25 protein-coding genes are annotated in these 26,408 nt (G+C 65.5%); 12 read left to right on the top strand and 13 right to left on the bottom strand.

The features are described 5' to 3' along the window. The first annotated feature begins 41 nt into the window (after positions 1 to 41). From J2X53_RS10730 to J2X53_RS10710, 5 genes are all read left to right on the top strand, one after another. Positions 42 to 1,205, top strand: coding sequence for an amidohydrolase (locus J2X53_RS10730; RefSeq protein ID WP_349037489.1), 1,164 nt, complete (start codon positions 42 to 44; stop codon positions 1,203 to 1,205). A 110-nt stretch (positions 1,206 to 1,315) separates the two neighbouring features. Beyond that, complete coding sequence (locus tag J2X53_RS10725; RefSeq protein WP_349037488.1) at positions 1,316 to 1,714, top strand: DUF6636 domain-containing protein; 399 nt, start codon at positions 1,316 to 1,318, stop codon at positions 1,712 to 1,714. A gap of 131 nt (positions 1,715 to 1,845) precedes the next feature. Then, positions 1,846 to 2,811 carry an agmatinase gene (gene speB / locus J2X53_RS10720; protein ID WP_349037487.1) on the top strand — a complete coding sequence of 322 codons (966 nt, stop codon included), beginning with the start codon at positions 1,846 to 1,848 and terminating at the stop codon, positions 2,809 to 2,811. 13 nt (positions 2,812 to 2,824) lie between these two features. After that, positions 2,825 to 3,280: a DUF1499 domain-containing protein gene (locus J2X53_RS10715; protein ID WP_349037486.1), complete on the top strand. Its 456-nt coding sequence runs from the start codon at positions 2,825 to 2,827 to the stop codon at positions 3,278 to 3,280. Beyond that, positions 3,277 to 3,735, top strand: coding sequence for a GNAT family N-acetyltransferase (locus J2X53_RS10710; protein ID WP_349037485.1), 459 nt, complete (start codon positions 3,277 to 3,279; stop codon positions 3,733 to 3,735). Before J2X53_RS10715 ends, J2X53_RS10710 begins: the two co-directional genes overlap by 4 nt. Here the strand turns inward: J2X53_RS10710 and J2X53_RS10705 are convergent, their stop codons facing one another. Continuing rightward, positions 3,736 to 4,905 carry an AI-2E family transporter gene (locus J2X53_RS10705; RefSeq protein WP_349037484.1) on the bottom strand — a complete coding sequence of 390 codons (1,170 nt, stop codon included), beginning with the start codon at positions 4,903 to 4,905 and terminating at the stop codon, positions 3,736 to 3,738. 160 nt (positions 4,906 to 5,065) lie between these two features. Between J2X53_RS10705 and prfA the strand changes: the two genes are divergently transcribed. The 3 genes from prfA to J2X53_RS10690 all read left to right on the top strand — a co-directional run bounded on the left by prfA (position 5,066) and on the right by J2X53_RS10690 (position 8,237). Beyond that, positions 5,066 to 6,121: a peptide chain release factor 1 gene (gene prfA, locus J2X53_RS10700; RefSeq protein WP_349037850.1), complete on the top strand. Its 1,056-nt coding sequence runs from the start codon at positions 5,066 to 5,068 to the stop codon at positions 6,119 to 6,121. A gap of 11 nt (positions 6,122 to 6,132) precedes the next feature. Next, positions 6,133 to 6,951: a peptide chain release factor N(5)-glutamine methyltransferase gene (prmC, locus tag J2X53_RS10695; protein WP_349037849.1), complete on the top strand. Its 819-nt coding sequence runs from the start codon at positions 6,133 to 6,135 to the stop codon at positions 6,949 to 6,951. A 254-nt stretch (positions 6,952 to 7,205) separates the two neighbouring features. After that, positions 7,206 to 8,237 carry a DUF4167 domain-containing protein gene (locus tag J2X53_RS10690; RefSeq protein WP_349037483.1) on the top strand — a complete coding sequence of 344 codons (1,032 nt, stop codon included), beginning with the start codon at positions 7,206 to 7,208 and terminating at the stop codon, positions 8,235 to 8,237. 93 nt (positions 8,238 to 8,330) lie between these two features. Here the strand turns inward: J2X53_RS10690 and rsmA are convergent, their stop codons facing one another. The 6 genes from rsmA to lptF all read right to left on the bottom strand — a co-directional run bounded on the left by rsmA (position 8,331) and on the right by lptF (position 15,972). Next, positions 8,331 to 9,173, bottom strand: a complete 843-nt coding sequence (gene rsmA / locus J2X53_RS10685; RefSeq protein ID WP_349037482.1) for a 16S rRNA (adenine(1518)-N(6)/adenine(1519)-N(6))-dimethyltransferase RsmA — start codon at positions 9,171 to 9,173, stop codon at positions 8,331 to 8,333. Positions 9,174 to 9,277: 104 nt separating this feature from the next. Next, complete coding sequence (pdxA, locus tag J2X53_RS10680) at positions 9,278 to 10,264, bottom strand: 4-hydroxythreonine-4-phosphate dehydrogenase PdxA (RefSeq protein ID WP_349037481.1); 987 nt, start codon at positions 10,262 to 10,264, stop codon at positions 9,278 to 9,280. Further along, complete coding sequence (locus tag J2X53_RS10675; RefSeq protein ID WP_349037480.1) at positions 10,261 to 11,490, bottom strand: peptidylprolyl isomerase; 1,230 nt, start codon at positions 11,488 to 11,490, stop codon at positions 10,261 to 10,263. The genes pdxA and J2X53_RS10675 overlap by 4 nt, the downstream gene beginning before the upstream one ends. A gap of 83 nt (positions 11,491 to 11,573) precedes the next feature. Then, a complete protein-coding gene (gene lptD / locus J2X53_RS10670) occupies positions 11,574 to 13,742 on the bottom strand; it encodes an LPS assembly protein LptD (protein WP_349037479.1) in 2,169 nt (722 codons plus the stop codon). After that, complete coding sequence (gene lptG / locus J2X53_RS10665) at positions 13,742 to 14,839, bottom strand: LPS export ABC transporter permease LptG (protein ID WP_349037478.1); 1,098 nt, start codon at positions 14,837 to 14,839, stop codon at positions 13,742 to 13,744. Before lptG ends, lptD begins: the two co-directional genes overlap by 1 nt. After that, complete coding sequence (lptF, locus tag J2X53_RS10660) at positions 14,836 to 15,972, bottom strand: LPS export ABC transporter permease LptF (protein ID WP_349037477.1); 1,137 nt, start codon at positions 15,970 to 15,972, stop codon at positions 14,836 to 14,838. Before lptF ends, lptG begins: the two co-directional genes overlap by 4 nt. Before the next feature lie 161 nt (positions 15,973 to 16,133). Between lptF and J2X53_RS10655 the strand changes: the two genes are divergently transcribed. Together J2X53_RS10655 and J2X53_RS10650 are read left to right on the top strand one after the other, a co-directional pair. Continuing rightward, positions 16,134 to 17,606 (top strand): leucyl aminopeptidase, encoded by a 1,473-nt coding sequence (locus J2X53_RS10655; RefSeq protein WP_349037476.1) that lies wholly within the window; start codon positions 16,134 to 16,136, stop codon positions 17,604 to 17,606. Between the two features lie 5 nt (positions 17,607 to 17,611). Further along, a complete protein-coding gene (locus J2X53_RS10650) occupies positions 17,612 to 18,070 on the top strand; it encodes a DNA polymerase III subunit chi (protein ID WP_349037475.1) in 459 nt (152 codons plus the stop codon). 155 nt (positions 18,071 to 18,225) lie between these two features. Here the strand turns inward: J2X53_RS10650 and J2X53_RS10645 are convergent, their stop codons facing one another. From J2X53_RS10645 to serS, 6 genes are all read right to left on the bottom strand, one after another. Then, the gene (locus J2X53_RS10645; RefSeq protein WP_349037474.1) at positions 18,226 to 18,801 is read right to left on the bottom strand and encodes a TIGR02281 family clan AA aspartic protease; all 576 of its coding nucleotides are present in this window, start codon (positions 18,799 to 18,801) and stop codon (positions 18,226 to 18,228) included. A gap of 65 nt (positions 18,802 to 18,866) precedes the next feature. After that, positions 18,867 to 19,481 carry a MarC family protein gene (locus tag J2X53_RS10640; RefSeq protein ID WP_349037473.1) on the bottom strand — a complete coding sequence of 205 codons (615 nt, stop codon included), beginning with the start codon at positions 19,479 to 19,481 and terminating at the stop codon, positions 18,867 to 18,869. Between the two features lie 71 nt (positions 19,482 to 19,552). Further along, on the bottom strand, positions 19,553 to 20,008 hold the full coding sequence (locus tag J2X53_RS10635; protein ID WP_349037472.1) for a DUF2267 domain-containing protein: 456 nt from the start codon (positions 20,006 to 20,008) through the stop codon (positions 19,553 to 19,555). 3 nt (positions 20,009 to 20,011) lie between these two features. Continuing rightward, positions 20,012 to 21,859: an ABC-F family ATP-binding cassette domain-containing protein gene (locus tag J2X53_RS10630; RefSeq protein WP_349037471.1), complete on the bottom strand. Its 1,848-nt coding sequence runs from the start codon at positions 21,857 to 21,859 to the stop codon at positions 20,012 to 20,014. Positions 21,860 to 22,098: 239 nt separating this feature from the next. Beyond that, the gene (locus J2X53_RS10625) at positions 22,099 to 22,815 is read right to left on the bottom strand and encodes a hypothetical protein (RefSeq protein ID WP_349037470.1); all 717 of its coding nucleotides are present in this window, start codon (positions 22,813 to 22,815) and stop codon (positions 22,099 to 22,101) included. Between the two features lie 53 nt (positions 22,816 to 22,868). Continuing rightward, the gene (gene serS / locus J2X53_RS10620) at positions 22,869 to 24,173 is read right to left on the bottom strand and encodes a serine--tRNA ligase (RefSeq protein WP_349037469.1); all 1,305 of its coding nucleotides are present in this window, start codon (positions 24,171 to 24,173) and stop codon (positions 22,869 to 22,871) included. Between the two features lie 224 nt (positions 24,174 to 24,397). Here serS and yajC point away from each other — a divergent pair, with 224 nt between their 5' ends. Together yajC and secD are read left to right on the top strand one after the other, a co-directional pair. Further along, positions 24,398 to 24,721 carry a preprotein translocase subunit YajC gene (gene yajC, locus J2X53_RS10615; protein WP_349037468.1) on the top strand — a complete coding sequence of 108 codons (324 nt, stop codon included), beginning with the start codon at positions 24,398 to 24,400 and terminating at the stop codon, positions 24,719 to 24,721. A 14-nt stretch (positions 24,722 to 24,735) separates the two neighbouring features. Then, positions 24,736 to 26,403 (top strand): protein translocase subunit SecD, encoded by a 1,668-nt coding sequence (gene secD / locus J2X53_RS10610; RefSeq protein ID WP_349037467.1) that lies wholly within the window; start codon positions 24,736 to 24,738, stop codon positions 26,401 to 26,403. Positions 26,404 to 26,408 lie beyond the last annotated feature (5 nt).

Raw genomic sequence — 26,408 nt, 5'->3', positions numbered from 1 at the left:
TCCGATTTGATCAAAGGCCGAAGTCCAAAGGAGTAAGACCCATGCCTGTCCTGAACCGTATCGCGGCTTTTGCCGAAGAAATGAAGGGCTGGCGTCGGCATTTGCATGCTCACCCCGAGCTGGAGTTCGACTGCCACAATACGGCGGCCTTTATCGTGGCGCGGCTGCGCGAGATGGGGGTGGATGAGATTCATGAGGGAATCGCGAAAACCGGGGTGGTGGCGATCATCAACGGGCAGGGGGCGGGGCCGACCATCGGGTTGCGCGCCGATATGGATGCGCTGGCGATACAAGAGATGACGGGGGTGGATTACGCCTCGACCGTGCCGGGCAAGATGCACGCCTGCGGGCATGACGGGCATGTGACCATGGCGCTGGGGGCGGCGAAATATCTGGCCGAGACCCGGAATTTTGCAGGAAAGGTGGCGATCCTGTTCCAGCCCGCCGAGGAAGAGGGCGGCGGCGGCGGCGTGATGGTGCAGGAAGGGGTGATGGACCGTTTTGACATCGCGCGGATCTTTGGCATCCACAATGCGCCCAACATTCCGCTGGGGCATTTCCAGACCACGCCGGGGCCGCTGATGGCCTCGGTCGATACGGCCTGGGTCACGGTGACCGGCAAGGGCGGGCATGGGGCGACGCCGCATGACTGTGTTGATCCGGTGGTGGCGGTGGTGGCGATGGTGCAGGCGGTGCAGACCATCATTCCGCGCAACGTCTATGCGCTGGATGAGGCGGTGATCTCGGTCACGCAGATCCATGCCGGCACCGCGTCGAACATCATCCCCGAAGTGGCCACCTTTTGCGCCACGATCCGGTCGTTCAGGCCGGAGGTGCGGGATCTGCTGAAACGGCGGGTGCATGAGATTGTGGCGGGGCATGCGGCGGCGTTCAATGTGGGCGCCGAGGTTGACTATGACTGGGGCTATCCGGCGACGGTGAACACGCCGGAGGAGGCGGATTTTGCCGCCGCTGTGGCGGCCGAGATTTCGGGCGAGGCAGCGGTGAATGCGCGTGCCCCGCGGGAGATGGGGTCAGAAGATTTCAGCTATATGCTGGAGGCGCGGCCGGGCGCCTATCTGTTCATGGGGATCGGGCCGGGGGCGGGGCTGCACCATGCGGGTTATGATTTCAATGATGAGGCAGCGCCAGTGGGGGCGAGTTTCTTTGCCCGGCTGGTGGAGCGGGCGCAGCCGCTGGGGTGACAGGGGTTTCACCGCCCATGTTCCCGCTATCTAACGGAAATCGGGGCTGCTAGCCTGCCGGGCGGGGTGAGTCTGGCCATCAGGGCCAGCCGCCGGAGCAGGGTGCAGGGATGAGACTGATTTTGACTGTGGCGGCCTTGGCCGCCGGTCCGGCGATGGCGGAAGATTTCTATGCCTTTCAGTCGCCCACCGGCAATATCGGCTGCTATATCGCGATCGAAGAAGAGACGATGGCGCGCTGCGATCTGGCCGAATTTACGCCCAGTTTCCAAGACAGCGGCGACTGCGAGCTGGATTTCGGCCATGCCTTTGCCGTGGGCCAGTATGGCCGGGCAGGCGCGATCTGTGCCGGGGATTCGGCGCTGAATGACGAGGCCGAGGTGCTGGAATACGGCGAAGAGATCTATATCGAAGGCATCACCTGCTGGTCGGAGCCGACTGGCATGAGCTGTGCCAATGACAACGGCCACGGATTCTCGGTGTCAAAGCGCAGCCAGGAGGTGTTCTGAACCGGGAACGGGCTTTTCCGCCGCGACGGGGTTGACAGGCCGGGGCGGCTCTGGCCATCTCGCGCCCAACCGGATCTGGCGCGTCTCCGAGGGACAGAATGACGACCGTTTGGCCAACGGGAGTGTTTGACATGGCTCTGGAAGATGCGAAATCGCAAGTGGATACCGCCTTTACCCGCAAGGGGTTAAAGGGGCTGGCGTTCGAGAATGCCTTTGCCGGGGCGACCAGTTTTCTGCGCCGCACCTATACCAAGGATCTGACCGGGGTGGATCTGGCGATCACCGGGGTTCCGTTCGATCAGGCGGTGACGCACCGCACCGGCACACGCTTTGGCCCGCGCGCGATCCGCGAGGCGAGCGCGTTGCAGCCGTTTGACCCGCCCTATGGCTGGCCGACCAACCCGTTGGAAGAGATGGCCATTGTCGATTACGGCGATGTCGCGTTTGACTATGCCCATACGCCCAGCTTTCCCGGCCTGCTGACCGATCATATCCGGGGGATTCTGGCGGCGGGGCCGGGCACGGTGACGCTGGGGGGTGACCATTTCATCACGCTGCCGATTCTGCGCGCCTACGCCGAGAAATACGGCCCGATGGCGGTGATCCATTTCGATGCGCATTCCGACCTGTGGCAGGATGACGACATGGACCGGATCGACCACGGCACGTTTTTCTACAAGGCGGTAAAGTCGGGGGTGATTGATCCGGCGGCGAGCGTGCAGATCGGTATCCGCACCCAGTGCGACGATTATCTGGGGGTAGAGTACATCGACGCCCGCACGGTGCATGAGAAGGGCACCGCCCATGCCGTGGCGCGGGCGAAACAGATTGTCGGCGACCGGCCGTGCTATGTGACCTTTGACATTGATTGCCTCGATCCTTCTGCTGCACCGGGGACCGGCACGCCGGTCTGGGGGGGCTTGCACAGCTGGCAGGCGGCGGCCTGTTTGCGCGATCTGGCGGGGATCAACATGGTGGGCGGCGATATCGTCGAGGTCTCGCCTGCCTATGACACCACCGGGGCCACGGCGATTGCAGGCGCGCATGTGGCGCATGAGCTGATTTGCCTGTACCATTGGGCAAAATTCCGCAGGTGAAAAGGGCATGCGCATGATGGGGCTGATCTTTGCCGTTCTGATCGTGGCGGTGCTGGGGCCGATGGCTTTCGTACGGCTGGCCCCGAATGATCCGGCGCGCTGGCATGTGGCGCAGGATGGTCCGGGCTGGGCCAAGGCACCCTGGGATGCGGTGCTGTCGGAAACTGGGGGCGCGCGGCTGCGCCTGTCGGCTGCGACGGGCGCGCCGGTCGATCTGCTGGCGCGGCTGGATGCGGTGGCTTTGGCCACACCGCGCACCACCCGGCTCGCCGGATCGGTGGCGGAGGGGCGGATCACCTACGTCACCCGCTCGGCCCTGTGGGGCTTTCCCGACTTCACCACGGCAGAGGCGCGCGACGACGGGCTCTACATCCACGCCCGCCTGCGCTTTGGCCGCGAAGACATGGGCGTAAACGCCAAACGGCTGGAGGGCTGGCTGGCGGCGATGTCGGAGGGGGGAAAGGCATGACATTGACATTTCGTAAGGCCCGCGCCGATGATCTTGCGGCGATTGTCGCCATGCTGAGTGATGATCCATTGGGGCAGGCGCGGGAAGCGGCGGGGGATCTGACCCCTTACCGCGCCGCCTTTGCCGATATCGAGGCCGATCCCAACCAGTTTCTGTGCGTGGTGGAGCGGGAGGGCGCGGTGGTCGGCACCCTGCAACTGAGCTTTATCCGTGGGTTGTCGCGCGGCGGGGCCAAGCGTGGCCTGATCGAGGCGGTGCGGGTGGCGCGGGAGTGCAGGGGCATGGGCATTGGCCGCGCCCTGTTCGAGTGGGCGATCAGCGAATGTCTGGCGCAGGGCTGCGGGATGGTGCAGCTGACGACCGACAAGTCCCGCACCGATGCGCACCGGTTCTACGATGCGCTGGGGTTTGAGGCGTCGCATGTCGGCTACAAACTGGCGCTTGGGGCGCCCTGATCAGGGGCTGTCGGCAGGGGACTCGGACCCCTCTTCGGCCAGTGGCACCGGGTCGTCTCCGGCCAGGAAGTTGCCCAGTTTTTCCAGCCCCGGCACGTGGTCGCAGATCACCGAGATCACCACCAGCAGCGGCACGGCGATGATCATGCCGATCACCGACCACAGCCAGGCCCAGAGCGCGACGGTCAGGAACACCACCACCGCATTCATCTGCAAGCGGCGGGCGACGAAATATGGGGTGATCAGCTGCCCCTCCAGCGTGGTGAAGGACAGATAGACGGTGGCGATCATCACCGGCCAGAAAATGTCGGAAAACGTGACCAACCCCACCAGAAGCGCGATGCCGACGCCGGTGATCGCGCCCAGATAGGGGATGAAGTTGAGCGAAAACGCCAGCAGCCCGAACAACAGCGGCGAGGGCATGCCAAAGGCCCACATCGCAAGGCCGATGGCGACGCCCAGACAGGCGTTGATCAGGGTGATCGCCCCCAGATAGCTGCCCAGACTTTCCTCGATCTCGCGCAGGGCGGAATAGGCATTGCGCTTTTCGCGCAAGGAATCAAAGCTTTGCACGATTTTCAGATAAAGCATGTCGCCCGAGGCAATCAGGAAGAACAGCAAAAACAGGGTCAGCGCGACCTGACCCAGAATGCCGGGGGTGGTATAAAGACCATCCAGAATGGCCGAGGCCACGTTGATCCCTGCGGTCGTCTCGGACGCGGGGGCGGCTTGGCCGTCACCCTCGACCTCCACCTCGGCCTCGATCTGGGTCATGGCGGTGTCGATGGTCTCAAACGTGCCGCGCAGGCGTTGCAGCTTTTCGGTCAGCGCTGACTGGATGTCGGGCATGTCGGCGATCAGTTGCCCGGCGGGCCCCGAGACCGACCAGATCAGCGCGATGATGCTGAGAAACAGCCCAAGGACGATGCCCGCTGCCGTCACACCGGGGGCAACACCCAGCCGCGACAGGCGGCGGCGGACCGGCACGAAGACAAAGAACAGCAGGATCGAAAAGGTGATCGGCATCAGAAAGTCGCGGGCAAAGGCGATGGCCGCGATCATCGCCAGAATGAACAGGCCGACAACCGGCCAGGACGGGCGGGGCCAGTCCGGGCGGCTGTCGCGGTCGATCGGAAATTTGTGAACCGCAGTATAGCTGACAGGCGCCATGATGACCGTTTTTCCCCCAAAGCCCGGCGCAGAGCACGGGACAACAGCAAAGCAAACGCGTCTGACCGGTTCCGGTTCCGCTGGTCACGGGGATTTTCGCTGTGCGCAGCTGCCTATGCCGGGCCTTGACCAGACCGCGCAATCGCGCGACACCGCGCGGATGGTTCCGTTTGACAGACTTGCCCAGATCACCCAGCGCTTTGAGTTTCTCGAAGCGAAGCTGAATGCTGGCACAGCCCCGGGCGAGATTGCGGGTCTGAGCCGGGAATATTCGGCGCTGAAGCCGGTGGTCGATCAGATCGCCGCCTATCGTCGCGCGCTGGATGATATGCGCGATGCCGAGGGCTGGCTGACCGACCCCGAGATGAAGGCCCTGGCCGAGGAAGAGCTGCCGCGTCTGCGCGCGCGCATTCCGGTCATCGAACAGGCGCTGCGGGTGGCGCTGCTGCCGAAAGACGCGGCGGATGAGCGGCCTGCCATCCTTGAAATCCGGCCCGGCACGGGCGGCGATGAGGCGGCGCTGTTCGCGGGCGACCTTTTGCGCATGTATCAGCGCCATGCCGAGGGAAAGGGCTGGCGCTTCGAGATTCTGGAGCAGCAGCTGTCCGACCTTGGTGGCATCAAGTCGGTGACCGCGCATGTGCAGGGCGAGGGGGTGTTTGCCCGGCTGAAATACGAGGCCGGCACCCACCGCGTGCAGCGCGTGCCGGAAACCGAGGCGCAGGGGCGGATCCACACCTCTGCCGCGACAGTGGCGGTGCTGCCCGAGGCGGAAGAGGTGGATCTGGACATTCCGGCCAGCGACATCCGCATCGACACCATGCGCGCCTCGGGGGCGGGCGGGCAGCATGTGAACACCACGGATTCGGCGGTGCGCATCACCCACCTGCCCACCGGCATCATCGTGACCAGTTCGGAAAAATCACAGCACCGCAACCGCGAGATCGCGATGCAGGTGCTACGCGCCCGGTTGTTCGATTTGGAGCGCGAGCGGATCGACCAGGCGCGGTCGGCGGATCGCAAGGCGCAGGTGGGGTCGGGGGACCGGTCAGAGCGGATCCGCACCTATAACTTCCCGCAGGGCCGGATGACCGATCACCGGATCAACCTGACGCTCTATTCGCTGGCGCAGGTGATGGCGGGCGATCTGGACGCAATCATTGACGCGCTGCAGGCCGAGGATCAGGCGCAGAAACTGGCCGAGGCCGGGCTGTGACCACGCTGTCCATGGCGCTGGTGCAGGCGGTGCGCGCGTTGCGCGCGGCGGGCGTGCCCGATGCGGCGGGCGATGCGCGGGTGCTCTTGGCCCATGCGGCGGGGCTTGCGCCGGACCGGCTGACCCTGCATTTGCCCGATACGGCGGCGGCAGAGGTGCTGGCCCGCTACGACCTGCTGATCCAGCGGCGCGCTGCGCGCGAGCCGGTGTCGCATCTGACCGGCGGGCGACTGTTCTGGGGGCGGCGGTTTATCGTGAGTGCGGACGTGCTCGACCCGCGCCCCGAGACGGAGGTGCTGGTGGCCCAGGCTTTGCGTGCACCGTTTGCCCGGCTGCTGGATCTGGGCACCGGATCGGGGGCGATCCTGCTGTCGCTGCTGGCGGAACAGGCGGGGGCAGTCGGCCTTGGCGTTGATCTGTCCGGGCCTGCGTTGGAGGTGGCACAGCGCAATGCCGCAGCGTTCGGGCTGACCGACCGCTGCCGCTTTGCCCAAGGGTCGTGGTTTGCGCCGGTGGACGGGCAGTTTGACCTGATCGTATCGAACCCGCCTTATATCACTGAGGCCGAGATGGCGGATCTGTCGCCCGAGGTGCAGCGCTATGAGCCGCATCTGGCCTTGACCCCCGGTGGCGACGGGCTGGATGCCTACCGCGCCATCGCGGCGGGGGTGGCGGTGCATCTGGCCCCGGCGGGGCGGGTGTTGCTGGAAATCGGACCGACCCAGGCGGCGGCGGTGGCGCAACTGCTGGCACAGGCCGGGCTGAGGCAGATCCGGGTGCTTTCCGATCTGGACGGGCGCGACCGGGTGGTGGCGGCGCAGGCGGGCTGACGCCGTTTGCCGCCTGACAGGCTGCGAAAAATCATCACAGAACCGCCGATCCTTGCAATATGACGCAGAATCGACTTGTCAGACGCAGCGTTGCGTGATTATTCAAAGGCAGGCGCTGTCCTAGCGCGGTGGGCATTTCGGCCCCCGTTCAGACTGTGCTTAAACCCGACCTTGCCTCAGTTTCCCGTCACAGGGGTTGCACCATGCCGGTGCTTCATATCCGGGCAAGCCGGACATTCGGATCAAAGGACAAGATGCGCTCTTCCAAGTCCCGTTCGCGTTCCAAGCAGAACCGCCCGCGCACGCTCGGCAATATCATCAACCGGGTGTTCGAAAGCTCGGGCCCCGAGGGCAAGGTGCGTGGCACGCCGCAGCAGATCATCGAGAAATATCAGCTGTTGGCGCGCGATGCCCAGCTGTCGAATGACCGGGTGGCGGCTGAGAATTTTCTGCAACACGCCGAACATTACACTCGCATGCTGAGCGAAGCGCAGCGCGAAATGGCCGCCGAACAAGAGGCGCGTCAGCAGCAGTTCGGCCAGAATGGTCAGAACAATGGTCAGCACGGCGGCCAGAACAATGGTCAGCAGGGCAGTGGCCAGCAGGGCGGCCAGAACAATGGCCAGCAAGGCTATTCGCAGGGCGGCCAGAACGGCAACCGCGATGGATACCGTGACGGCAACCGCGATGCCAACCGCGACACACGCAACTGGCGCGATGACCGTGTCGTCGATCCGGGGCAGGGCGATCAGCCCGAACCCAGCATGATCGACGACCCGCGTGGCGAAGACACCGGACTGGTTGAAACGCCCGAGGCCCGCCCGGTCAGTGACGCGCCCCGCCGTGAGGATCGCCCGCGCCGCAATGACCGCCCCGAGGGCGAGCGCAACCGCAACCGCGACGAAAACCGCAACACCCGTGGCCCGCGCCCGCCGCGCCCCGAGCGGACGGCAGAGGATCGCCCCGCAGCGGTTCCCCCCGCACCAGAGGCTGCCCCGCAGCCGGTGGCCGCAGCACCCGAGGCCGCAAAGCCCGCCGTTGCAAAGACCGAGCGTGCAAAATCTGAGCCAAAACCATCTGAGACAAAACACTCGGAGCCAAAACAGGTTGAGCCAGCACAGACTGAGCCGGCTCAGGCTGAGGCTGTGACCCATGAGGTGGCCGAGGCTGGTAAAGCGGCAGAACCAAAGGTGCGCCGCCCGCGCGCGCCAAGAAAGCCGAAAGACAGCGCAGAGTCCGGCGACAAGCCGACCGACGACAAAGGCCCGCGTGAGGCCGCAGAGTAAGAGCCCGCAGAGGAAACCGACTGACACGCCGCCCTTCGGGGCGGCGTTGCTTTATGCGGGTCAGCCCAAGCTTACGACCGCCTGCCGCGCCGCTCAGCGCGCGGCCACCGCCCGCGCCAGTGCACAGAACTGTTCCAGCCCGATCTCTTCGGCGCGCTGGGTCGGCACGATGCCCACCCCCTCCAGCAAGGCCTCGACATCGCCGCCCAGACCCTTGAGGCTGGAGCGCAGCATCTTGCGGCGCTGGTTGAAGGCCATGGCGGTCACGCGGGACAGCACTGCCGCATCGGCGGGAAAGCGTGGCGCTTCCAGCCGGGTCAGATGCACCACCGCCGAATGCACCTTGGGCGCCGGGGTAAAGGCTTCGGGCGGCAGGTGCATCACGATCTTTGGCTCGGCCCGCCATTGCGCCAGCAGCGCCAGCCGTCCGTAATGGTCGGTGCGGGGCTTCGCCACGATGCGCTCGGCCACCTCTTTTTGAAACATCAGCGTCAGCGAGGTCCAGAACGGCGGCCAGACCGCAGGCGACAGCCAGCGGATCAACAGCTCGGTCCCGACATTATAGGGCAGGTTCGACACCACCCGGATCGGCGCGTTCAGCCGCGCCGCTACATCCAGCTCCAGCGCGTCGCCCTGCACGATCTCCAGCTGCCCGCGGTATGTGGCGGCAATCTCTTCCAGCGCGGGCACGCAGCGCGGGTCTTTCTCCACCACCAGCACCCGCCGTGCGCCTTCGGCCAACAGCCCGCGCGTCAGACCGCCGGGGCCGGGGCCCACTTCCAGCACGTCACAGGCCGACAGATCCCCGGCCATCCGGGCGATCTTGGCGGTCAGGTTCAGATCGAGCAGAAAGTTCTGCCCCAGCTGCTTTTTCGCCACCAGATCATGCGCCCGGATCACCTCACGCAGGGGCGGCAAGCCATCAATCGTGCTCAAAAGCAAAGCCCTTTCATGTTGGCAAAAATACTCCACGGGGGTCGCCATTGGTGCGCCATTGGTTCAAGCCCAATGGCGACGGGTGTGAAACCCCCGCTGCGACATCACCGCCCGCGCGCCGCCGCCCGCGATGCCGCCATGTCCCACGCCATCCGGCAGGCTGCAACCAATGAATCGGGCAGGGCCACCCCTTTGCCCGCAATGTCAAACGCCGTGCCATGATCGGGCGAGGTGCGCACGAAGGGCAGGCCCAGCGTCACATTCACCCCGCCGTCGAAATCCAGCGTCTTGATCGGGATCAGCGCCTGATCGTGATAGGCGCAGATGGCGGCATCATAGCGGGCGCGGGCGCGGGGGTGAAACATCGTGTCGGCGGGCAGGGGGCCGGTGATGGCCATGCCCCCGGCTGCCAGCCGCGCGACCACCGGGGCGATCACGGCGGCGTCTTCATGGCCCATCGCGCCGCCTTCGCCCGCGTGCGGGTTCAGACCGGCGACGACGATGCGCGGCGCGGTGATGCCGAAATCGCGGATCAGCCCGGCATGGGTCAGGCGGATCACCTGATCCAGCAGGGCGGCGGTCAGGGCGGCGGGTACGTCGGCCAGCGGAATGTGGATGGTGGCGGGCACCACGCGCAACAGGGGCGAGGCCAGCATCATCACCACCGGCACATCGCCGGCCAGATGCGCCAGGTATTCGGTGTGGCCGGGAAAGGCAAAACCGGCACCATCCTTCAGCACCTTCTTGTGCAAGGGCGCGGTGACGATGGCCGAGGCCGCGCCCGATTGCACCAGACCCACCGCGCGGGCGATGACCTCGATCACGCCGATGGCATTGGCGGGCTCGGGCTGGCCGGGGGTGACGGGGGCGGCAAAGCGGTGCGGCAGCACCGGCAGATGATCGGGGGGCACCGCCTGCGCCGCCCCTGGCTCTGCCACTTCGGTCCAGAGCGTGCCGGGGGGCAGGTGGCGCGGGTCGCCCAGCCAGACAAAGGGCACAGCGGCCCCCAGAATTGCACGGGCCTGCACGGCAAGCTCCGGGCCGATCCCGGCCGGTTCACCACAGGTCATGACCAGCGGCGACCGGGTCATGGTGTGCTGATGATCGCTTCCGAGCGCAACTCTTCGAGATAGGCTTCGGCCAGCAGGGTCAGGCGGCGCGAGATCAGCTGTTCGCGGATCGCTTCGCGGTCAATCGGGCCGTCGACCTTTGGCCCACGACCGCAGAGCATCAGGAACACGCGCGCCCCGCCACGGGTGATGGCGGTGGAGTATTCGCCGGGGTCCAGCTGCGCCAGTTGCAGCGCCACATCGGCGGGCAGTTCTGGCACAGAGCGGGTTTCCACCTTTAGCTGGCTTTCGGGCAGGCCGCGCGCTTCGGCAAACAGATCCTTGCAGCCGTCAACGCGGGTGTGAAGCGCTGCAGCCTGCGCCTGCACGTCCGGCGTGTTGGGCATCAGGAATTCGGCATATTCCACCTGAACCTCTGGCGCGGCGGATGCGTCTTCGGCCACGTCGCGCAGCTGGAACACGGCCACCGCATTCGGCAGGGTCACCGGCTCTGACACCTGACCGGGGCCGAGGGCGAGGACAAGTTCAACGATCTGCGGCGGCAGTTCCGAGGTCGGGGTCCAGTCCAGCCGGCCGCCGCTCCCGGCAGAAGGCGAGGCGGAATAGCGGCGGGCAGCGGCGGCAAAGCCGTCTTCGGTGGTGATTTCGTCCCGCAACTGGCGGGCAAGGGCCTGCTGCGCTTCGGGGTCGCCTTCGACGGGCAGGATCAGTTCGGACAGCAACAGCTGCATGCCGGTGTTGACGGTGCCGCCAACGAGGGCGCGGTCAATTTCCGCCTCGCTGATGGTAAAGCTGCCAGCGTAGCGGCCGCGCACCAATTCGCGCCACAGCAGGCCATTGCCGGCAAAGTCCCGGAAGGTTTCCATCGAGACCCCGGCCTCACCCAGCGCCTCGACAAATTCGGCGGCGGTCAGATCCGCGCGGCTGGCGAATTCCTCCATGCCTGCGTCAATCTGTTCCTGCGTCAGGCGCAGGCCAAAGCGTTTGGCCTGCGCTGCGGCCAGACGGTCCTGGGTCAGACCCTTCATCGCCTCTGCCTCGGGGTCGCCGGGCACGCGCAGCAGTTTCAGAAACAGCTTGCGCTGATCCATTTCGTAGCGGGTGATCACAGAGTCATTGATGCGCATCACGACCTGAAACGGCGATCCGTCCTGTGCCGCAGCGCTGTGCGGCACCGTGGCGAGAGGGGCCGCGAGGGTGGCCATCAGGGCGGTCGCCCGGAAGAGTTGAGAGAAAGCTGTCGTCATGCGTACTGCCGTCACTGTGCTTGCGCCTTTCACGTCTTGCGCCCGATTGGTCTGCCCCGTTGGTCTGTCCGGCCCCGGTCCGCCTAGCGTCTGCAACTGCGCGCAGGCCCGGCGATGGTGCCGGCACCAAAGCCGACCAGATCGACCGAAAGGCCGAAATCTGTTGTCGGCTTCACACTAGTCGAGGATGCGTATCGACGCGAGAGAGAAAGATCGACCAGGACGCATTCGTTGCGGAACTGAATCCCCAGCCCGCTGCGGTTGGCGCGACGCGCCTCGAGGTCATAGCGGGCCTGCGCGCGGGCGGTCCAGACTTCGTTGATCTTGTAGCTGCCGTCAAACGCCAGTTCGGCGATGTCGGCGGGGCGTTCTTCGGCGGGGTCGGCGGTCAGAAATACATATGACCCCGCAACGCCATAGCGTGCCCCGGCCAGATCGAGCCGGGTTTCGGATTTGGTCAGTTTGAACCCGTCGCTGAGCAGCACCCGCTGGCTGATGCCCATGCCCTGTGGCAGGGTCAGATGCGCGGCGGCAAGCCAGTCGGAATTGCGCCCGTCAAGGCCGGAGGCGGCCGAGAACTGGCCCAGATCTTCGGTGCGGAACACCCGGCCCACGGCGGTGGACAGGGTCCAGCCCGCCGGATCGACACGGGTATACCCGACCCCGAGGTTGAGCCGTCCGCCCCGCTCAATCGCGTCAGAGCCGGGATAGCGGTTCATCGAGAACAGGTTGCCTTCGTCAAATTCCACCAGAAGGGAGTCTTCGTTGGGCAGGGATTCGGTGCCTTTGGGGGCCCAGACAAACTGCACCACGGGCTCGATGACATGGCCGGTGCCATCCGCCCCCGACTTGGCCCAGGGCCAGCGCAGTTCGACCGCAACACCGCCGTGCAACCGCGACGGGGTGCCGCCAAAGCTGTTGTCCTGCGTGATGCGGTAGGCGTCGGCGGTGACTTCGCCCAGCGTGCCAGCAACCATGCCAAGGGGCAGATCCCAATTGCGCCGCCAGTCCAGCCGCAACGAGGTGCGGGTGACATCGCGGCCAAGGGCGGGCAAGGGACCGTAGCGGCCATCGGGATCGGTCGGATCACTGGAGCTGCGGTAGTGGCCATGGGTCTGAAACCGCAGCCCGGCCTCACCGCCCAGCGGGCCGCCGGAAAACCGGCGGTGATACGTCAGGTCGGTCACGATCGTCGGCAGCGTGGCATTCGACTCGCCCGGGCGGATCGAGCGGATGCCGACCAGACGGCCCTGTATCAGCTCGTTGCGCCGGGTGCGGCTGATCTCGACCCGGCTGAGCAGACGGTCAGAGCCGGGCAGGCCGTAGTCCTGCTGATACTCGGGGTCGCTGACGAGAATCCCGTCAAAGGTCAGGACAAAATCGCGCGGCAGGGAAAACTGGCCGACGGCGGTCATGTAGTACCGGGTGTCGCCCGGTATCAGCTCATCGCGCGACACCGCGCCGTTCAGCTCGATCTGACCGGTGGCAAAGGCCTGACGGTAGCGCAATTCGACCGTGCGGCCGGACTTGGTCGAAAGATAAGGGGTGATGGTCAGGTCACGGTGCGGCCCGAGGGTCTGGAAATACGGCAGCTTGATCCCGGTGCCGAGCCCCGAGGTGGTGCGCAATTCGGGCCGCAGAAAGCCGCTGGTGCGGGTCAGGGTCGGGTCTGGCATGCGCAGGCGCGGGAAATAGGCGACCGGCAGGCCCGAGACGCGGAACTGGGCGTGATCGAAATAGATCTGCCGTTCCTGCTGGTCGTGCAGCACCCGCCGCGCCCGGATTTCCCACAAGGGTGCTGCGCCGTTGCAGATCTTGCACGATGAGGCGACCGCGTTGTCAAGCTGGGTATAGCGGCCCCCGACGCGCTGGATCTGGTTCGCGGCCAGTTGCAGCTCCCGGTTCAGGACCAGACGGGCGCTGGTCAGCACGCCTTCCGTCAGGTCAGCGGACAGATCGGCCTGCGAGGCGACAAGGATGGTGCTGTCGCCATCGACCAGAACAATCGGGCCGGTGATGGTCAGCCGGTCGGCGGCCCGGTCATAGATGATGCTCGCCGCGCGCAGGGTGCTGCCCTGATAAAACACCTCGACCCCGCCATCGGCGATCAGCTTGCCCCCGGCGTCGATGCGGACGGTATCGGCCACAAGTGCTGCCATTTCCTGCGCCGAGGTGGTCTGCGCCGGGGTCAGCGTCAGCAGGGCGACGGTGGCAAGAGAGGTGAGCAGACGGCGCAGCATCGGGGACCGCATCAGCCATCCTCCAGATGCAACAGCAGGCCAAGTGCCAGCAGGATGGCAGCGACCGGGGCGGCCCAGGCAGAAAGCAGGATCGGGATTTGACCGTTATTCCCAAGGACTTGTGCAAAGTTTCTGAGAAAGAAGATAAAGAAGCCGCCCAAAATGGCCAGCAGCACATAGATGCCGGTCTTGCCCAGCCGTGCATGGCGCATGGTGAACCCGGCGGCGATCAGCACCATAGCGGCCAGCAGCAGCGGCTGCGCCAGTTCCATCTGATACCAGACCCGGTGGGCGCGGGCCGAAAAGCCCGCCCGTTCCAGCCCGGCGATATAGGCGGGCAGGCCCCAGAACGGCACCGCCGAGGGCTGGCCAAAGCTGTCGCGAATACGCTCACGCGTCAGGTTGGAAGCTAGGGTGGCGTCTTCGGGCAGGATCATGGCTTCTCGTTCGGGGTTTTCGCTTGTCATGTCCCAACGCTTGGCCCCCGTCAACGCCCATGCGCCGGGCAGCAGCTGCGCGCTTTGCGCCTCGACCCGTTCGGCGGCCAGACCATCGGGGCCGAACAGCATGAAGGTCACGCCAAACAGCTCTGTCCCGTCGGAATTGGCGCGCAGGGCATGGATGACGGTCTGCCCGTCTTCGGTGCCCTGCCGCAGCCAGAGGCCGGAATCGGCCAGCGACAATGTGCTGCCGGCCCCGTCTGCAGCGGCGGCCCAGAGCCGGTCATATTCTTTTTGCGTGGCGGCGACCAACGGATTGAAGACCGCAATCGTCAGCCCGCCGATCATCAGCGCCATCAGCACCGGGGCCAGCAGAAACCGCAGCGCCGAACGCCCTGCCGCGCGGATCACCACCAGCTCGGACGACCGCGCCAGCGACAAAAACAGCGTGATCGCCGCCAGAATGGTGATCAGCGGCAGGATGCGGTAGAGGTTGGCGGGCGTGTTCATCGCCGCCAGATGCAAAGCACCGGTGGTGCCGATGCCCTGACCGGAAAAGCGGCGCAGCTGTTCGACCATGTCGATCAGCATCATGATCGCCCAGAACGTGCCCAGCACCTGCAGATAGGCCCAGAGAAACCGCCGCGCGATATATCGGGACAGGATCATGCCATCCCCCCCGCTGCCGCGCGCTGGTCGCGGCTGAGCCAGCGCGGGCGCTGCGACAGCCAGAGCAGAAACACCCCGATGCCGATGCCGAAAACCGGGGCGGCGTAGACGGCGGGCCAGGCCAGCTCGGACCGGATGGCAAGGCCGGTGCCTTGGGTGTTGATCATCTGCACCAAAATCAGCAGCACCACCGCCATGCCGATCTGCCGCCACAGGCCAAAGCGGCTGAACGCCCCCAGCAAGAGCGCGCCAAAGCCGATCAGCGCCGTGGCTACGGCCAGAAACGGCTGGGCGATGCGGTTGTGTCCCTCTTGCAGCAGATTGGCGCGGCTGGAGCCGACCTCGGCCACCAGTGCCGCATCGGCGCGCAACAGCTCCAGGGTCGAGGCCTCATCCAGCGTGCGGGTGCCGGGGGCCGTCACACCCAGCATGCCGCCCAGATCATAGGAAGCATCGGCAAAACGGGTGACCGAAAGCCTGCGGCTGGTGCGGTCAAGATCCTGCGTCATCCCGTCAAACATCAAGAGTTTCGGCCCTTGATCACCGCGCGCCAGCAAGGCGCGCCGCGCGGTATAGGTGGTGGTCACATTGGGATTGCGGTCATCCGACAGAAACACGTCGCGCAATTCGCCGGTGGCGGCGATCTCGCGGATATAGAGGGTCATCCCGTCGCCGGGGTGCATGAACTGGCCGTCGCGCAGAAAGCGCGCGGTGACATTATCGGCAATCTCGGCGCTGCGCGCGGTCAGCGCCGCGCGGCTGGCGGGCACCAGCACATGGGTCAGCACCGACATCATCAGCATCACCACCAGTCCGAAAACCAGCACCGGGCGCGCCAGCCGGAACGACGAAAACCCGGTCGCCTGCATCACCACCAGCTCGGAATCGCCCATCAGCCGGTTGGCGACATAAACGGCAGCGACAAAGGTCGAGATCGGCAGCACAAGGCGGATCACATTGGGCAGGGTCAACAGCGAGAATTCCACGAACACCAGCGCCGATTGCCCGTCGCCGATCAGCTGGTCAAACAGCCCGACGGCGCGGTTGACCCAGTACACAGACACCAGCAATAGGGAAAAGAACCCGAACAGCGCAAGAAGTTGCGACAGCAGGTATCTGTCGAATCTTGGCACGGCTTTGTTTGCTCCCTCGCTCGCATTGCGGCCAAACTAGGCGAAATGCGCGGGATTGGAAACTGGTATCTGGTCATTGCCGGGGGCGCGGGCTAGCCTTTGCCAACCGTGGCGCACTGCTGCCAAAGCAAATCCGCCTGACCAAAGATCCGAGGACCATGATGACCCAACCTGTGCCGATCCAGTTTCGTGAAAATGATGCCGAGGCTCTGGCCAACCAGCCGGGGCGGATCGTGCTGTTGGCCGAACCGGGCGTCAGCCTGACGCCACTGGCGCGCAAGCTGGACAAGCTGACCCGCGGTGCTGTGACCCGGGCGGCAGCGTCAGAGAGCTTTGCCGCATTGAAACCGGGCGAGGGGCTGGAGCTGGGCTTTCCCGCCGGGCTGGCGGCAGAGACGGTGCAGATCCTGCGGCTGCCGCGCAAGGCGACGCAGGCGCAGGCGCGCAAGGCCGGCGCTGCGGTGGGGGCAAAGCTGTCACCGCTGGAGACGCTGGTGCTGGCGGAAAACCACGCGCTGGCCGCCGACATCGCCTTTGGTCTGGCGATGCGCGCCTATGACTTCACCCCGCACAAGACCGCAGCACCAAAGCCGGTCGGCCCGGTCACGCTGATGGTCAGCGCGCCCGAACAGGTGGCGGCGGCGGCCAATGCCGGGGCTGCGGTGGCCGAGGGCGTGTTTTTCACCCGCGATCTGGTGAACGAGCCCGCCAATGTTCTGACCACCTATGATTTTGCCGCCCGTCTGGCCGCCATGCACGAGCTGGGGCTGGAGGTGGAGATTCTGGAGGAAGACGAACTCCTCAAGCTGGGCATGGGCGCGCTTTTGGGCGTTGGCATGGGGTCGGAGACACCGTCAAAAGTCGTGGTGATGCAGTGGAACGGCGGACCCAAGGGCGAGGCCCCGTTTGCGCTGGTCGGCAAGGGCGTGGTGTTCGACACCGGCGGCATCTCGATCAAGCCCGCAGGCGGCATGGAAGACATGACGATGGATATGGGCGGCGCCGGTGTGGTGGCGGGTGTGATGCGCACGCTGGCCCTGCGCAAGGCAAAGGCCAATGTGGTGGGGCTGGTCGGGCTGGTGGAAAACATGCCCGATGGCCGCGCCCAACGCCCCGGCGATGTGGTGAAATCCATGAAGGGCGACACGATCGAGGTGATCAACACCGATGCCGAGGGCCGTCTGGTGCTGGCCGATGTGCTCTGGTACGCGCAGGAGCGGTTCAAGCCCTCGGGCATGATCGACCTTGCCACGCTGACCGGGGCGGTGATCGTGGCGCTGGGGCATGAGAATACCGGCGTGTTTTCCAACGACGACGCGCTGTGCGACGCCTTCCTCAAGGCGGCAAAGGCCGAGGGTGAGGGCGCATGGCGGCTGCCGATGGGCGAGGCTTATGACGCCAAGCTGAAATCCCGCATCGCTGATATGATGAACGTCGGCGGGCGCGACGGCGGCGCGATCACGGCGGCGCAGTTCCTCGCGCGGTTTGTAAAGCCGGATGTGCCGTGGTGCCATCTGGACATCGCGGGCACGGCGCTGTTGAAAGCCGACAGCACCCTTGCGCCCAAGGGCGCGACCGGCTGGGGCGTGATGGCGCTGGACCGGCTGATCCGCGACCGTTTTGAAGCAAAGTAGGCCCCATGGGCATCGTGATGTTCTACCATCTGACCCGGTCCACGGCGGAACAGACCGCGCGGGTGCTGATCACCCGCGCGCGTGGCCAAGGCTGGCGGCTGATGATCCGGGGGACAGAGACAGCTGAACTCAACCGTCTGGATGCCCGGCTCTGGACCACGCCCGATGACAGCTTTGTGCCGCATGGCCTTGCCGGCGGCCCGCATGATGCCCGCCAGCCGGTGCTGCTGGGCACCGGCCCGGTGACCAATGGCGCGAAGGGCCTTTTGCTGATCGACGGGGCAGAGGTGGACCCGGAAGAGGCGGCGGCGCTGGAGCGGGTCTGGATCCTGTTCGACGCCGACAACCCCGACCGCCTGTCACAGGCCCGCCACCAGTGGAAACAGCTGACCAGCGCAGGCCTGCCCGCGCAATACTGGTCGGAAGAGTCGGGGAAATGGGAGAAAAAGGCCGAAAAGGCCTGACCTGCCGCTGTTGCGCTTTTGGCTGATGTCGGACTGCGCTCCGCGCGGGAGTATTTCAGAAAGGTGCAATGGACAGGGCGATGCCTGCTCATTGCACCTTTCTGAAATACTCCCGCCGGAGGCTCCCCCAAGTTCCGCAGCGCAGTCGGTGGCAGTCAGCGCCGCAGGATCATCTCGCCGCCGGTGATCTCGATGCTGTAGCGGCCCAGATAGGACATGCCCAGCAGCGAGGTGTCCAGATCGCCCTCATTGACCACGGCGGTCACGCTGGCATCGCGGTAGGGGCCAAGCTCCACATCGGTCAACGTGACGCGCGCGGTGCGCACGATGCCATTGGCGGTGCGCGCCTCGCCGATGAAGGCAAGTGCGTCCGGGTCTATACCCAGCCGCCGGGCATCGGGCAGGCTCAGCACCATCTGGGTGGCACCGGTGTCGACCATGAACGGAATGGGCGTGCCGTTGATGGTGAGCGTCAGATAATAATGGCCATCCGGGGCGCGGGGCAGGCGGATCTCGCCGCCCTCGACCACCGCCTGCCGGGGCAGCAGGCCGGGGCGCAGGTCGTGCCAGAGACCATAGCCCGCCATCAGCCCGACCACGATCAGCCCCCAGGCGGCGGCGGTGCGCAGGGCCTGACCCATGCGGCCGCGAAACTCCACGATGATATAGCCGCCGACCGCCGCCAGCAGCAGCCCCAGATAGGCCAGTCGCGCGATCATGTCGCTGTCCATGGGCGGAGTCCTTTCCTTTGGGATCAACCTGGGGGCGCAGGTGGCGACGTACAATCGGCGCGCGGTCAGATCAGCCCGGTCTGGCGGATGCCGTCGATCACGAATTGTACAGACAGCGCCGCCAGCAGCATTCCCAAGAGCCGGGTGATGACGATGGTGCCGGTACGGCCCAGCATCCGCTCCAGCGGCGGCGAGGCGAGCAGGAACAGGAAGGTGACCAGGATCATCCCCCAGGTCAGGCCCAGAACGGCAAAGGTCGCGGGCCAGTCACCACCGCCCTGACCGATCAGCAGGATGATCGAGGCAATCGCCCCGGGCCCGGCGATCAGCGGCGTGGCGAGGGGAAAGACCGATGGGTCGTGGTCTTCGTCTGCAGTCTGGCCCTCGCGCCGCTGGGTGCGGCGTTCAAACAGCATGTCCAGCGCGGTGAGGAACAACAGGATGCCACCCGCGATGCGGAAGGCCGACATCGAGATGCCGATGAAGCCAAGAATCGCCTCTCCCGCCAGCCCGAACATCGTCAGGAGCGCGGTGGCGATCAGGCAGGCGCGCTGTGCCATCGCGCGGCGCTGCTCGGCGGTCATCCCCCGGGTCAGCGCAATGAACAGTGGTACCAGACCCGGCGGGTCGATCACCACGAACAGCGTGGCAAAGGCGGTGATGAGAAAGGCGGTTTCCATTCGGGCAGGCTAGCGCGCTGCACCGCGCTTGCAAAGCGGCGCGCCGATTTTTCGCAGAAAAATCGTGGGGGTCAGACGATGCGCGGGCCCAGTGTGGCCGGGTCGATGCCGGGGGTGGACCAGAAGTCGGCGGCAAAGGCGGGCAGGGTGGCCAGCACCCGGTCGAGATCGGCGCGCGGGACGCATTTGCGCAGGGCAATGGCGGTGGCGGCAACGCAGGTGTCCGGCGTCAGGTTGTGATGCGGGCGCAGCGCTTTTGCCTGCGCCGTCCAGTCGGCCCGGCTGCCGGGCGGCAGCGGCGGGGAAATCTGCCACTGCGCCACCAGAACAGCCCGCAGCACCGAGGGCAGCACCTGCGCAAAATCGATCACCTGTTGCGGCGTCAGCCGGTCGCGAAACGCGCGCAACACGCCCTCCACGGCCGTATAGGCCATGTTGTCGCTGATCAGGCCCATCTCTTCGCGCACGTCCGCCAGAAACCCCTGCCATTCCCGGCTTGCGTGGCGATAGGTCCAAGGCATCGGCATGGTTTAGGCCGCGCTTTCCAGTTTTTCCTGCGCCGCCAGCCACATCGCCTCGGCCTTGTCGAGGGCGTTCATCACCTCGGCGTATTTCTTGTTCCAGGTTTCCAGCTCGCCGATGCGGGCGGCCTCATAGAGCTCCGGGTCGGCCAGCTTTTTCGCCAGCTTGTCGCGCATCTCGTTGAGCTTTGACAGCCGTTCCTCGCATTTGCGAACCTCGGACCTGAGCGCCAGAACCTCATCCCGGCTGGCCTTTTTGACCTTTTCCACCGGCTTGGCGGCTGGTTTTTCAACCTCATCCCCGGCCAGCAGCATGCGGCGATAGGCTTCCAGATCTTCGGTATAGGGCGTCACGGCGCCGCCCTTGACCAGCCAGAGCCGGTCGGCCACGAGGCTCAGGAGGTGCATATCGTGGCTGACCAGGATCACGGCGCCGGAGTATTCGGTCAGCGCCTCGACCAGCGCTTCGCGCGATTCGATATCAAGGTGGTTGGTCGGCTCGTCGAGGATCAGAAGGTGCGGCGCATCCAGTGTCGCCAAGAGCAGCGACAGCCGGGCCTTTTGCCCGCCCGACAGGCGGCCGACCACGGTTTCGGCCTGATCGGCCATCAGGCCAAAGCCTGCGAGGCGGGCGCGCAGGCGGGGTTGGCCCTCGGCGGGGCGCTGGCGTTGCAGGTGTTGCAAGGGCGTCTCGTCGATATAGAGCTCATCAACCTGATGCTGCGCGAAATAGCCGATGCGCAATTTATTTGAGCGGGTGATCTTGCCTGCCATCGCATCAAGCTTGCCGGCGAGGAGTTTCGACAGCGTCGACTTGCCCTCGCCGTTGCGGCCCAGAAGCGCGATGCGGTCGTCCTGATCAATGCGCAAGGACAGGTTTTTCAGGATCGCCGGGCCGCCGTAGCCGACCGCCGCGCCTTCCATGTTGATGATCGGCGGCGACAGCTCTTCGGGGGCGGGGAAGGTGAAGACCACCTTTTTCGCATCCTCGGGGGCGGTGATCGTCTCCATCTTTTCCAGCATTTTCACGCGGGACTGGGCCTGCACCGCTTTCGAGGCCTTGGCCTTGAAGCGGTCAACAAAGCTTTGCAGATGGGCGCGGCGGGCTTCCTGCTTTTTGGCCTCGGCCTGCAGCACGGCACGGCGTTCGGCGACTTGCCGGGCAAACTGGTCATAGGGGCCGGACCAGTAGGTGAGCTTCTTCTGGTCCAGATGCAGGATGCCGGTGACGGCGCGGTTCAAAAGACCCCGGTCGTGGCTGATGATCAGCACGGTATGCGGGTATTTCTGCAGGTAGCTTTCCAGCCACAACGCGCCCTCAAGATCGAGATAGTTGGTCGGTTCGTCCAAGAGCAAGTAGTCGGGCTGCGCGAACAGCACGCCGGCAAGCGCCACGCGCATCCGCCAGCCGCCGGAAAAGTCGGAGCAGGGGCGCTTTTGCGCCTCGGCGTCGAAGCCAAGGCCCTTGAGGATGCTGGCGGCGCGGCCTTCGGCGGACCAGGCGTCGATGTCGGCCAGACGGGCCTGAATTTCGGCGATGCGGTGCGGGTCTTGCGCGGTGTCGGCCTCGGCCATCAGTGCGGTGCGTTCCTCATCGGCCTGCAACACGGTGTCGATCAGCGAGGTTGAAGACGACGGCACCTCTTGCGCGACGCCGCCGATGCGGGCGCGGTTTGGCAGGCTGATGGTGCCGCCCTCCAGCGCCAGCTCGCCCCGGATCAGGCGGAACAGCGTGGTCTTGCCCGCGCCGTTGCGCCCGACAAGACCGACCTTGTGGCCGGTTGGAATGGTGGCCGAGGCCCCCTCAAACAGGGGGCGGCCTTCGACATTATAGGTGATATCTTCAATGCGTAACATGCGGCGTGGCTTGCCCTAGCGCGAGAGAGAGGTCAAGCGCTGGCGAGGGCCTGACGCCGGATTGCGTGGCGCGCGCGCGCATTTTGCGGCTGGTGGTGCGCGTCCCACCCCCAGCCCCTCCCCACGAGGGGGAGGGGAGGCGCTTTGTCGGACAGCTGTCAGTCTTGGTGCCAATGCAAGGCTGTCGCTTCCCTCCCCCCTTGTGGGGGAGGGAGAGGGAGGGGGGCTTGGACCGGGCGTCAGACGGTGACGCGCCGTTTGTGCCAGGTGTAAAAGGTCAGGGCGGCCATTGCGGCGGCGGCGGCGGCGGCGATCAGGGCCACGAAAACACTGCTGCCGGCATTGGCAACCATGATGCCGATCAGCGCCCAGACCACGGTCAGGCCATAAAGCGGCATATAGGGGCGCAGCCATTGCACCACGCCCGCGATGACCAGCACCACGGCCATCATCACGATCGCGCTTTCGCTGTCGCTCAGCACGCCGTAGCCGCCGAGCAGCACGCCAACCGAGACGGCAGAGGCCGCAGAGAGCCAGCCCGCATAGACGGCGAGCGGGGCCGAGAGCATCCAGCGGTCATAGAACTCATCAGCCTGAAGGAAGGCGACCATGGCGGTGGCCAGCATGAACAGGATGGCGAGGGTCGCCAGCAGCGGGAAGCTGCCCGCGATGGCCAGCCAGACCGTGCCGATCAGCAGCGACACGATCAGCGGCACCCGCACCTCATCCCAATCCATGCTGTGGGCACGTTTCCAGTAGCCGTAAGCGGCGTGGAGGATCAGCCAGACATAGATCACCGACCAGATCGAGAACGCATAGCCCGCCGGTTGCACGGCAGGCTCCGGGATCTGCACCGGAAACCGCCCCGGGTCATAGCCGGTAAAGGGCGGTGTGACAAAGGGTGCCACCGCGAAGGTGAGCGTGACGAGGATCAGGAAAATCGCGCGGAGGGTCATGAGCTACCTTGAAAACAGTGTCATCGGGCAAACGCGCCCGCCGCGCTTTGGTTTCACACCAGTTGGCCGGTCGCAGAAATCCGGGTCTTGCCGCCCAGATAGGGGTGCAGCACGGCGGGCAGATCGACCGAGCCATCGGCCTGCTGGCCGTTTTCCAGCACCGCGATCAGGCAGCGGCCCACCGCCAGGCCGGAGCCGTTGAGGGTGGCGACGAAATCGGGTTTGCCCGGCCCGCCTTCAGACTTGGCCGGACGATACCGCGCGTTCATCCGGCGGCCCTGAAACTGGCCGCAGGTCGAGACCGAAGAAATCTCGCGGAACTGGTTCTGGCCGGGCAACCACGCCTCCAGATCAAAGGTGCGCTGCGCGCCAAAGCCCATGTCACCGGTGCACAGCACGATGGTGCGGTAGGGGATTTCCAGCTTTTCAAGGATGGCTTCGGCGCAGGCTCGCATCCGCTCCTGTTCCTCCAGATGCGACTCGGGGGTGCAGATTGTCACCATCTCGACCTTTTCGAACTGGTGCTGGCGCAGCATGCCCGAGGTGTCCTTGCCAGCACTGCCCGCTTCCGAGCGGAAGCATTGGGTGTGCGCGGTCATGCGGATCGGCAGCTGCGCCTCGTCCAGAATGTCGCCCGCGACGGTGTTCGTCAGCGTGACTTCGGAGGTGGGGATCAGCCACCAGCCGTTGGTGGTCTGGTAGCTGTCTTCGGCGAATTTCGGCAGCTGGGTGGTGCCATACATCGCCTCGTCCTTGACCAGCACCGGGGTCCAGGTTTCCTGCAGCCCGTGTTCGTCGATATGGGTGTCGAGCATGAACTGCGCCAGCGCGCGGTGAACGCGGATCACCGCCCCCTTGAGCACCACAAAGCGGCTGCCCGAGAGTTTGGCGGCGGTCTCGAAATCCATGCCGGGTCTGACGCCCGCAATCTCGAAATGCTCGACGGGGGTGAAGTCGAACGTGCGGGGCGTGCCCCAGCGGTGGATTTCGACGTTATCCGCCTCATCCTTGCCACCCGGCACTTCCGGCAGCGGCAGGTTGGGAATGCCCGCAAGCAGATCGCGCAGGGCGATGTCCTGCTCTCCGGCCTCGGCGGTCAGACGCGCGATGTCGGCCTTGGTCTGGGCCACCAGCGCGCGCAGGCGTTGAAATTCGCCGTCATCGCCGCGTGCCTTGGCCGCCCCCACCTCTTTGGAGGCGCGGTTCTGCTCGGCCTGCGCGGTTTCTGCCGCCACGATCCTGGCCCGGCGGTCACTGTCGAGTGCCAGAATCTCCGACGACATCGCGGACAGTCCCCGGCGTGCCAGGGCGGCGTCGAAGGCTGCGGGGTTTTCGCGGATGGCTTTGATGTCGTGCATGATGGCCTCTTGGTGTTGTCGTCCCGGCTTATGCAACAAATGCGGGCGCGGGAAAAGGTGGCGCGAAAAGCTGACCAAAAGCCCTACCATTCCGGGCACACCCCGCATATATGGCAGGCCAAGGGCCGCAAACGGGCCCGTCTTGCAGCCGCAAAGCCCCGCAGATAGGGTGCGCGGCAATGAAAACCGCGGGGTTGCCCCGCCCGACAGTGATGAGGATGCCGATGTTCGCAACCCCCGCCTTTGCTCAAGCCACCGGTGGTGGCGCTGCCGCTTTCACCAGCTTTGTGCCGCTGATCCTGATTTTCGGGATCATGTACTTCCTGCTGATCCGCCCGCAGCAGAAGAAACTGAAAGAGCACAAGGCGCTGGTCGAGGCGCTGCGCCGCGGTGATCAGGTGCTGACCCAAGGCGGAATCGTGGGCAAGGTGACCCATGTGAACGAAGACGGCACCATCGTGGTCGAAATCGCCGACAACGTGAAGGTCAAGATCGTCAAGGCGACGATCGTCTCGGTCATGAACAAGACCGAACCAGCCGCCGCCTGAAGGGGAAGCCAGCGATGAACGCTATGCCGCTGTGGAAGCGTGTGATTATTCTTGCCATTTGCGCATGGGGTATTGTCGCGGCTGCACCCAACCTGAACTACACCAATATCGAGCGTCACAATGACGCCCGCGCCGCGGTTGAGGCGGCAGGGGGTACGGCCACTGCCGAACAGGCCGCCGATCTGGCGCTGTGGCCGGATTTCCTGCCGTCGTCGCTGGTCAATCTTGGCCTTGATCTGCGCGGTGGCGCGCATCTGCTGGCCGAGGTCAAGGTCGCGGATGTCTACAAGGCGCGGATGGATGCGCTGTGGCCCGAAGTGCGCGATGCGTTGCGTGATCAGCGCAATGCCGTCGGCAATGTGCGCCGCATGCCAAGCCCGGATGGCACCCTGCGGGTGGCGATTTCGGAACCCGGTGGCATGGCTGCGGCGCTGGAGTCCGTGCGGGCTCTGGCGACCCCGGTGGTCAGCCTGACCGGCGTGGGCCAGAATGACATCGATGTCAGCGCCGAGGGGCTGGAGATCGTGATCCAGTTGTCGCAGGCCGAACGGGCCGCGACCGATGACCGCACCATCCAGCAAAGCCTGGAGATCGTGCGCCGCCGGGTCGACGAGGTTGGCACGCGCGAGCCGACGATCCAGCGGCAGGGATCCGACCGCATTCTGATTCAGGTGCCGGGCATCGGCTCGGCGGCGGAACTCAAGGCGCTGATCGGCACCACCGCCAAGCTGACCTTCAACCCGGTGATCGGGCGCACCACCGACGCGGGCGCAAGCCCCGGGCCGCGCAATCTTTTGCTGCCGTCGATGGACGAATCCGGCACCTACTACATTGTCGAGGAAAGCCCGGTGGTGACCGGCGAAGAGCTGGTCGATGCCCAGCCCGCCTTTGACCAGAACAACCGCCCCGCCGTCAACTTCCGCTTCAACCCGCAGGGCGCGCGCAAGTTCGGCGACTACACCGCTGCCAATATCGGCGCGCCCTTTGCCATCGTGCTCGACTCCGAGGTGATTTCCGCCCCGGTGATCCAGAGCCATATTCCCGGCGGATCGGGCATCATCACCGGGTCGTTTTCGGTTGAGGAAAGCACCGAGTTGGCGGTTCTGTTGCGGGCAGGGGCCTTGCCGGCCGAGCTGACCTTTCTGGAAGAACGCACCATCGGCCCCGAACTGGGGCAGGACAGCATCGACGCCGGCAAAATCGCCGCGCTGATCGCGATGGGGGCGGTCGTGTTCTTCATGATCGCCAGTTACGGCCTGTTCGGTGTCTTTGCCACGGCCGCGCTTGGCATCAACGTGGCCCTGCTGTTCGGCGCGCTGTCGACCATCGGCGGCACGCTGACGCTGCCGGGGATCGCCGGGATCGTGCTGACCATCGGCATGGCGGTGGATGCCAACGTGCTGGTGTTCGAGCGGATCCGTGAAGAGTTGCGCAACGCGAAGACTCCGGGCCGCGCCATTCAGCTTGGCTATGAAAAGGCGATGTCGGCCATCATCGACGCCAACATCACCACCTTCATCACCGCCACCGTGCTGTTTGCGGTTGGCTCCGGTCCGGTCCGCGGCTTTGCGATCACGCTGGGCATCGGGATCATCACTTCGGTCTTTACCGCGCTGTTCGTGACGCGGGTTCTGGTCGAGATCTGGGTCGGCTGGCGCCGCCCCAAGACCATTATCGTGTAAGGGAA

Origin of the sequence: Pseudotabrizicola sp. 4114 (genome assembly GCF_031457365.1) — a bacterium.
Lineage (GTDB): Bacteria > Pseudomonadota > Alphaproteobacteria > Rhodobacterales > Rhodobacteraceae > Pseudotabrizicola.
This window is presented reverse-complemented; position numbering and strand designations above follow the sequence as displayed.

Excerpts from the sequence above, each read along its gene's own strand:
- J2X53_RS10730 (WP_349037489.1), top strand. The coding sequence starts at position 42 with ATGCCTGTCCTGAACCGTATCGCGGCTTTTGCCGAAGAAATGAAGGGC.
- J2X53_RS10725 (WP_349037488.1), top strand. The coding sequence starts at position 1,316 with ATGAGACTGATTTTGACTGTGGCGGCCTTGGCCGCCGGTCCGGCGATG.
- speB (WP_349037487.1), top strand. The coding sequence starts at position 1,846 with ATGGCTCTGGAAGATGCGAAATCGCAAGTGGATACCGCCTTTACCCGC.
- J2X53_RS10715 (WP_349037486.1), top strand. The coding sequence starts at position 2,825 with ATGATGGGGCTGATCTTTGCCGTTCTGATCGTGGCGGTGCTGGGGCCG.
- J2X53_RS10710 (WP_349037485.1), top strand. The coding sequence starts at position 3,277 with ATGACATTGACATTTCGTAAGGCCCGCGCCGATGATCTTGCGGCGATT.
- J2X53_RS10705 (WP_349037484.1), bottom strand. The coding sequence starts at position 4,905 with ATGGCGCCTGTCAGCTATACTGCGGTTCACAAATTTCCGATCGACCGC.
- prfA (WP_349037850.1), top strand. The coding sequence starts at position 5,066 with ATGGTTCCGTTTGACAGACTTGCCCAGATCACCCAGCGCTTTGAGTTT.
- prmC (WP_349037849.1), top strand. The coding sequence starts at position 6,133 with ATGGCGCTGGTGCAGGCGGTGCGCGCGTTGCGCGCGGCGGGCGTGCCC.
- J2X53_RS10690 (WP_349037483.1), top strand. The coding sequence starts at position 7,206 with ATGCGCTCTTCCAAGTCCCGTTCGCGTTCCAAGCAGAACCGCCCGCGC.
- pdxA (WP_349037481.1), bottom strand. The coding sequence starts at position 10,264 with ATGACCCGGTCGCCGCTGGTCATGACCTGTGGTGAACCGGCCGGGATC.
- J2X53_RS10675 (WP_349037480.1), bottom strand. The coding sequence starts at position 11,490 with ATGACGACAGCTTTCTCTCAACTCTTCCGGGCGACCGCCCTGATGGCC.
- lptD (WP_349037479.1), bottom strand. The coding sequence starts at position 13,742 with ATGCGGTCCCCGATGCTGCGCCGTCTGCTCACCTCTCTTGCCACCGTC.
- lptG (WP_349037478.1), bottom strand. The coding sequence starts at position 14,839 with ATGATCCTGTCCCGATATATCGCGCGGCGGTTTCTCTGGGCCTATCTG.
- J2X53_RS10655 (WP_349037476.1), top strand. The coding sequence starts at position 16,134 with ATGACCCAACCTGTGCCGATCCAGTTTCGTGAAAATGATGCCGAGGCT.
- J2X53_RS10650 (WP_349037475.1), top strand. The coding sequence starts at position 17,612 with ATGGGCATCGTGATGTTCTACCATCTGACCCGGTCCACGGCGGAACAG.
- J2X53_RS10645 (WP_349037474.1), bottom strand. The coding sequence starts at position 18,801 with ATGGACAGCGACATGATCGCGCGACTGGCCTATCTGGGGCTGCTGCTG.
- J2X53_RS10640 (WP_349037473.1), bottom strand. The coding sequence starts at position 19,481 with ATGGAAACCGCCTTTCTCATCACCGCCTTTGCCACGCTGTTCGTGGTG.
- J2X53_RS10635 (WP_349037472.1), bottom strand. The coding sequence starts at position 20,008 with ATGCCGATGCCTTGGACCTATCGCCACGCAAGCCGGGAATGGCAGGGG.
- J2X53_RS10630 (WP_349037471.1), bottom strand. The coding sequence starts at position 21,859 with ATGTTACGCATTGAAGATATCACCTATAATGTCGAAGGCCGCCCCCTG.
- J2X53_RS10625 (WP_349037470.1), bottom strand. The coding sequence starts at position 22,815 with ATGACCCTCCGCGCGATTTTCCTGATCCTCGTCACGCTCACCTTCGCG.
- serS (WP_349037469.1), bottom strand. The coding sequence starts at position 24,173 with ATGCACGACATCAAAGCCATCCGCGAAAACCCCGCAGCCTTCGACGCC.
- yajC (WP_349037468.1), top strand. The coding sequence starts at position 24,398 with ATGTTCGCAACCCCCGCCTTTGCTCAAGCCACCGGTGGTGGCGCTGCC.
- secD (WP_349037467.1), top strand. The coding sequence starts at position 24,736 with ATGAACGCTATGCCGCTGTGGAAGCGTGTGATTATTCTTGCCATTTGC.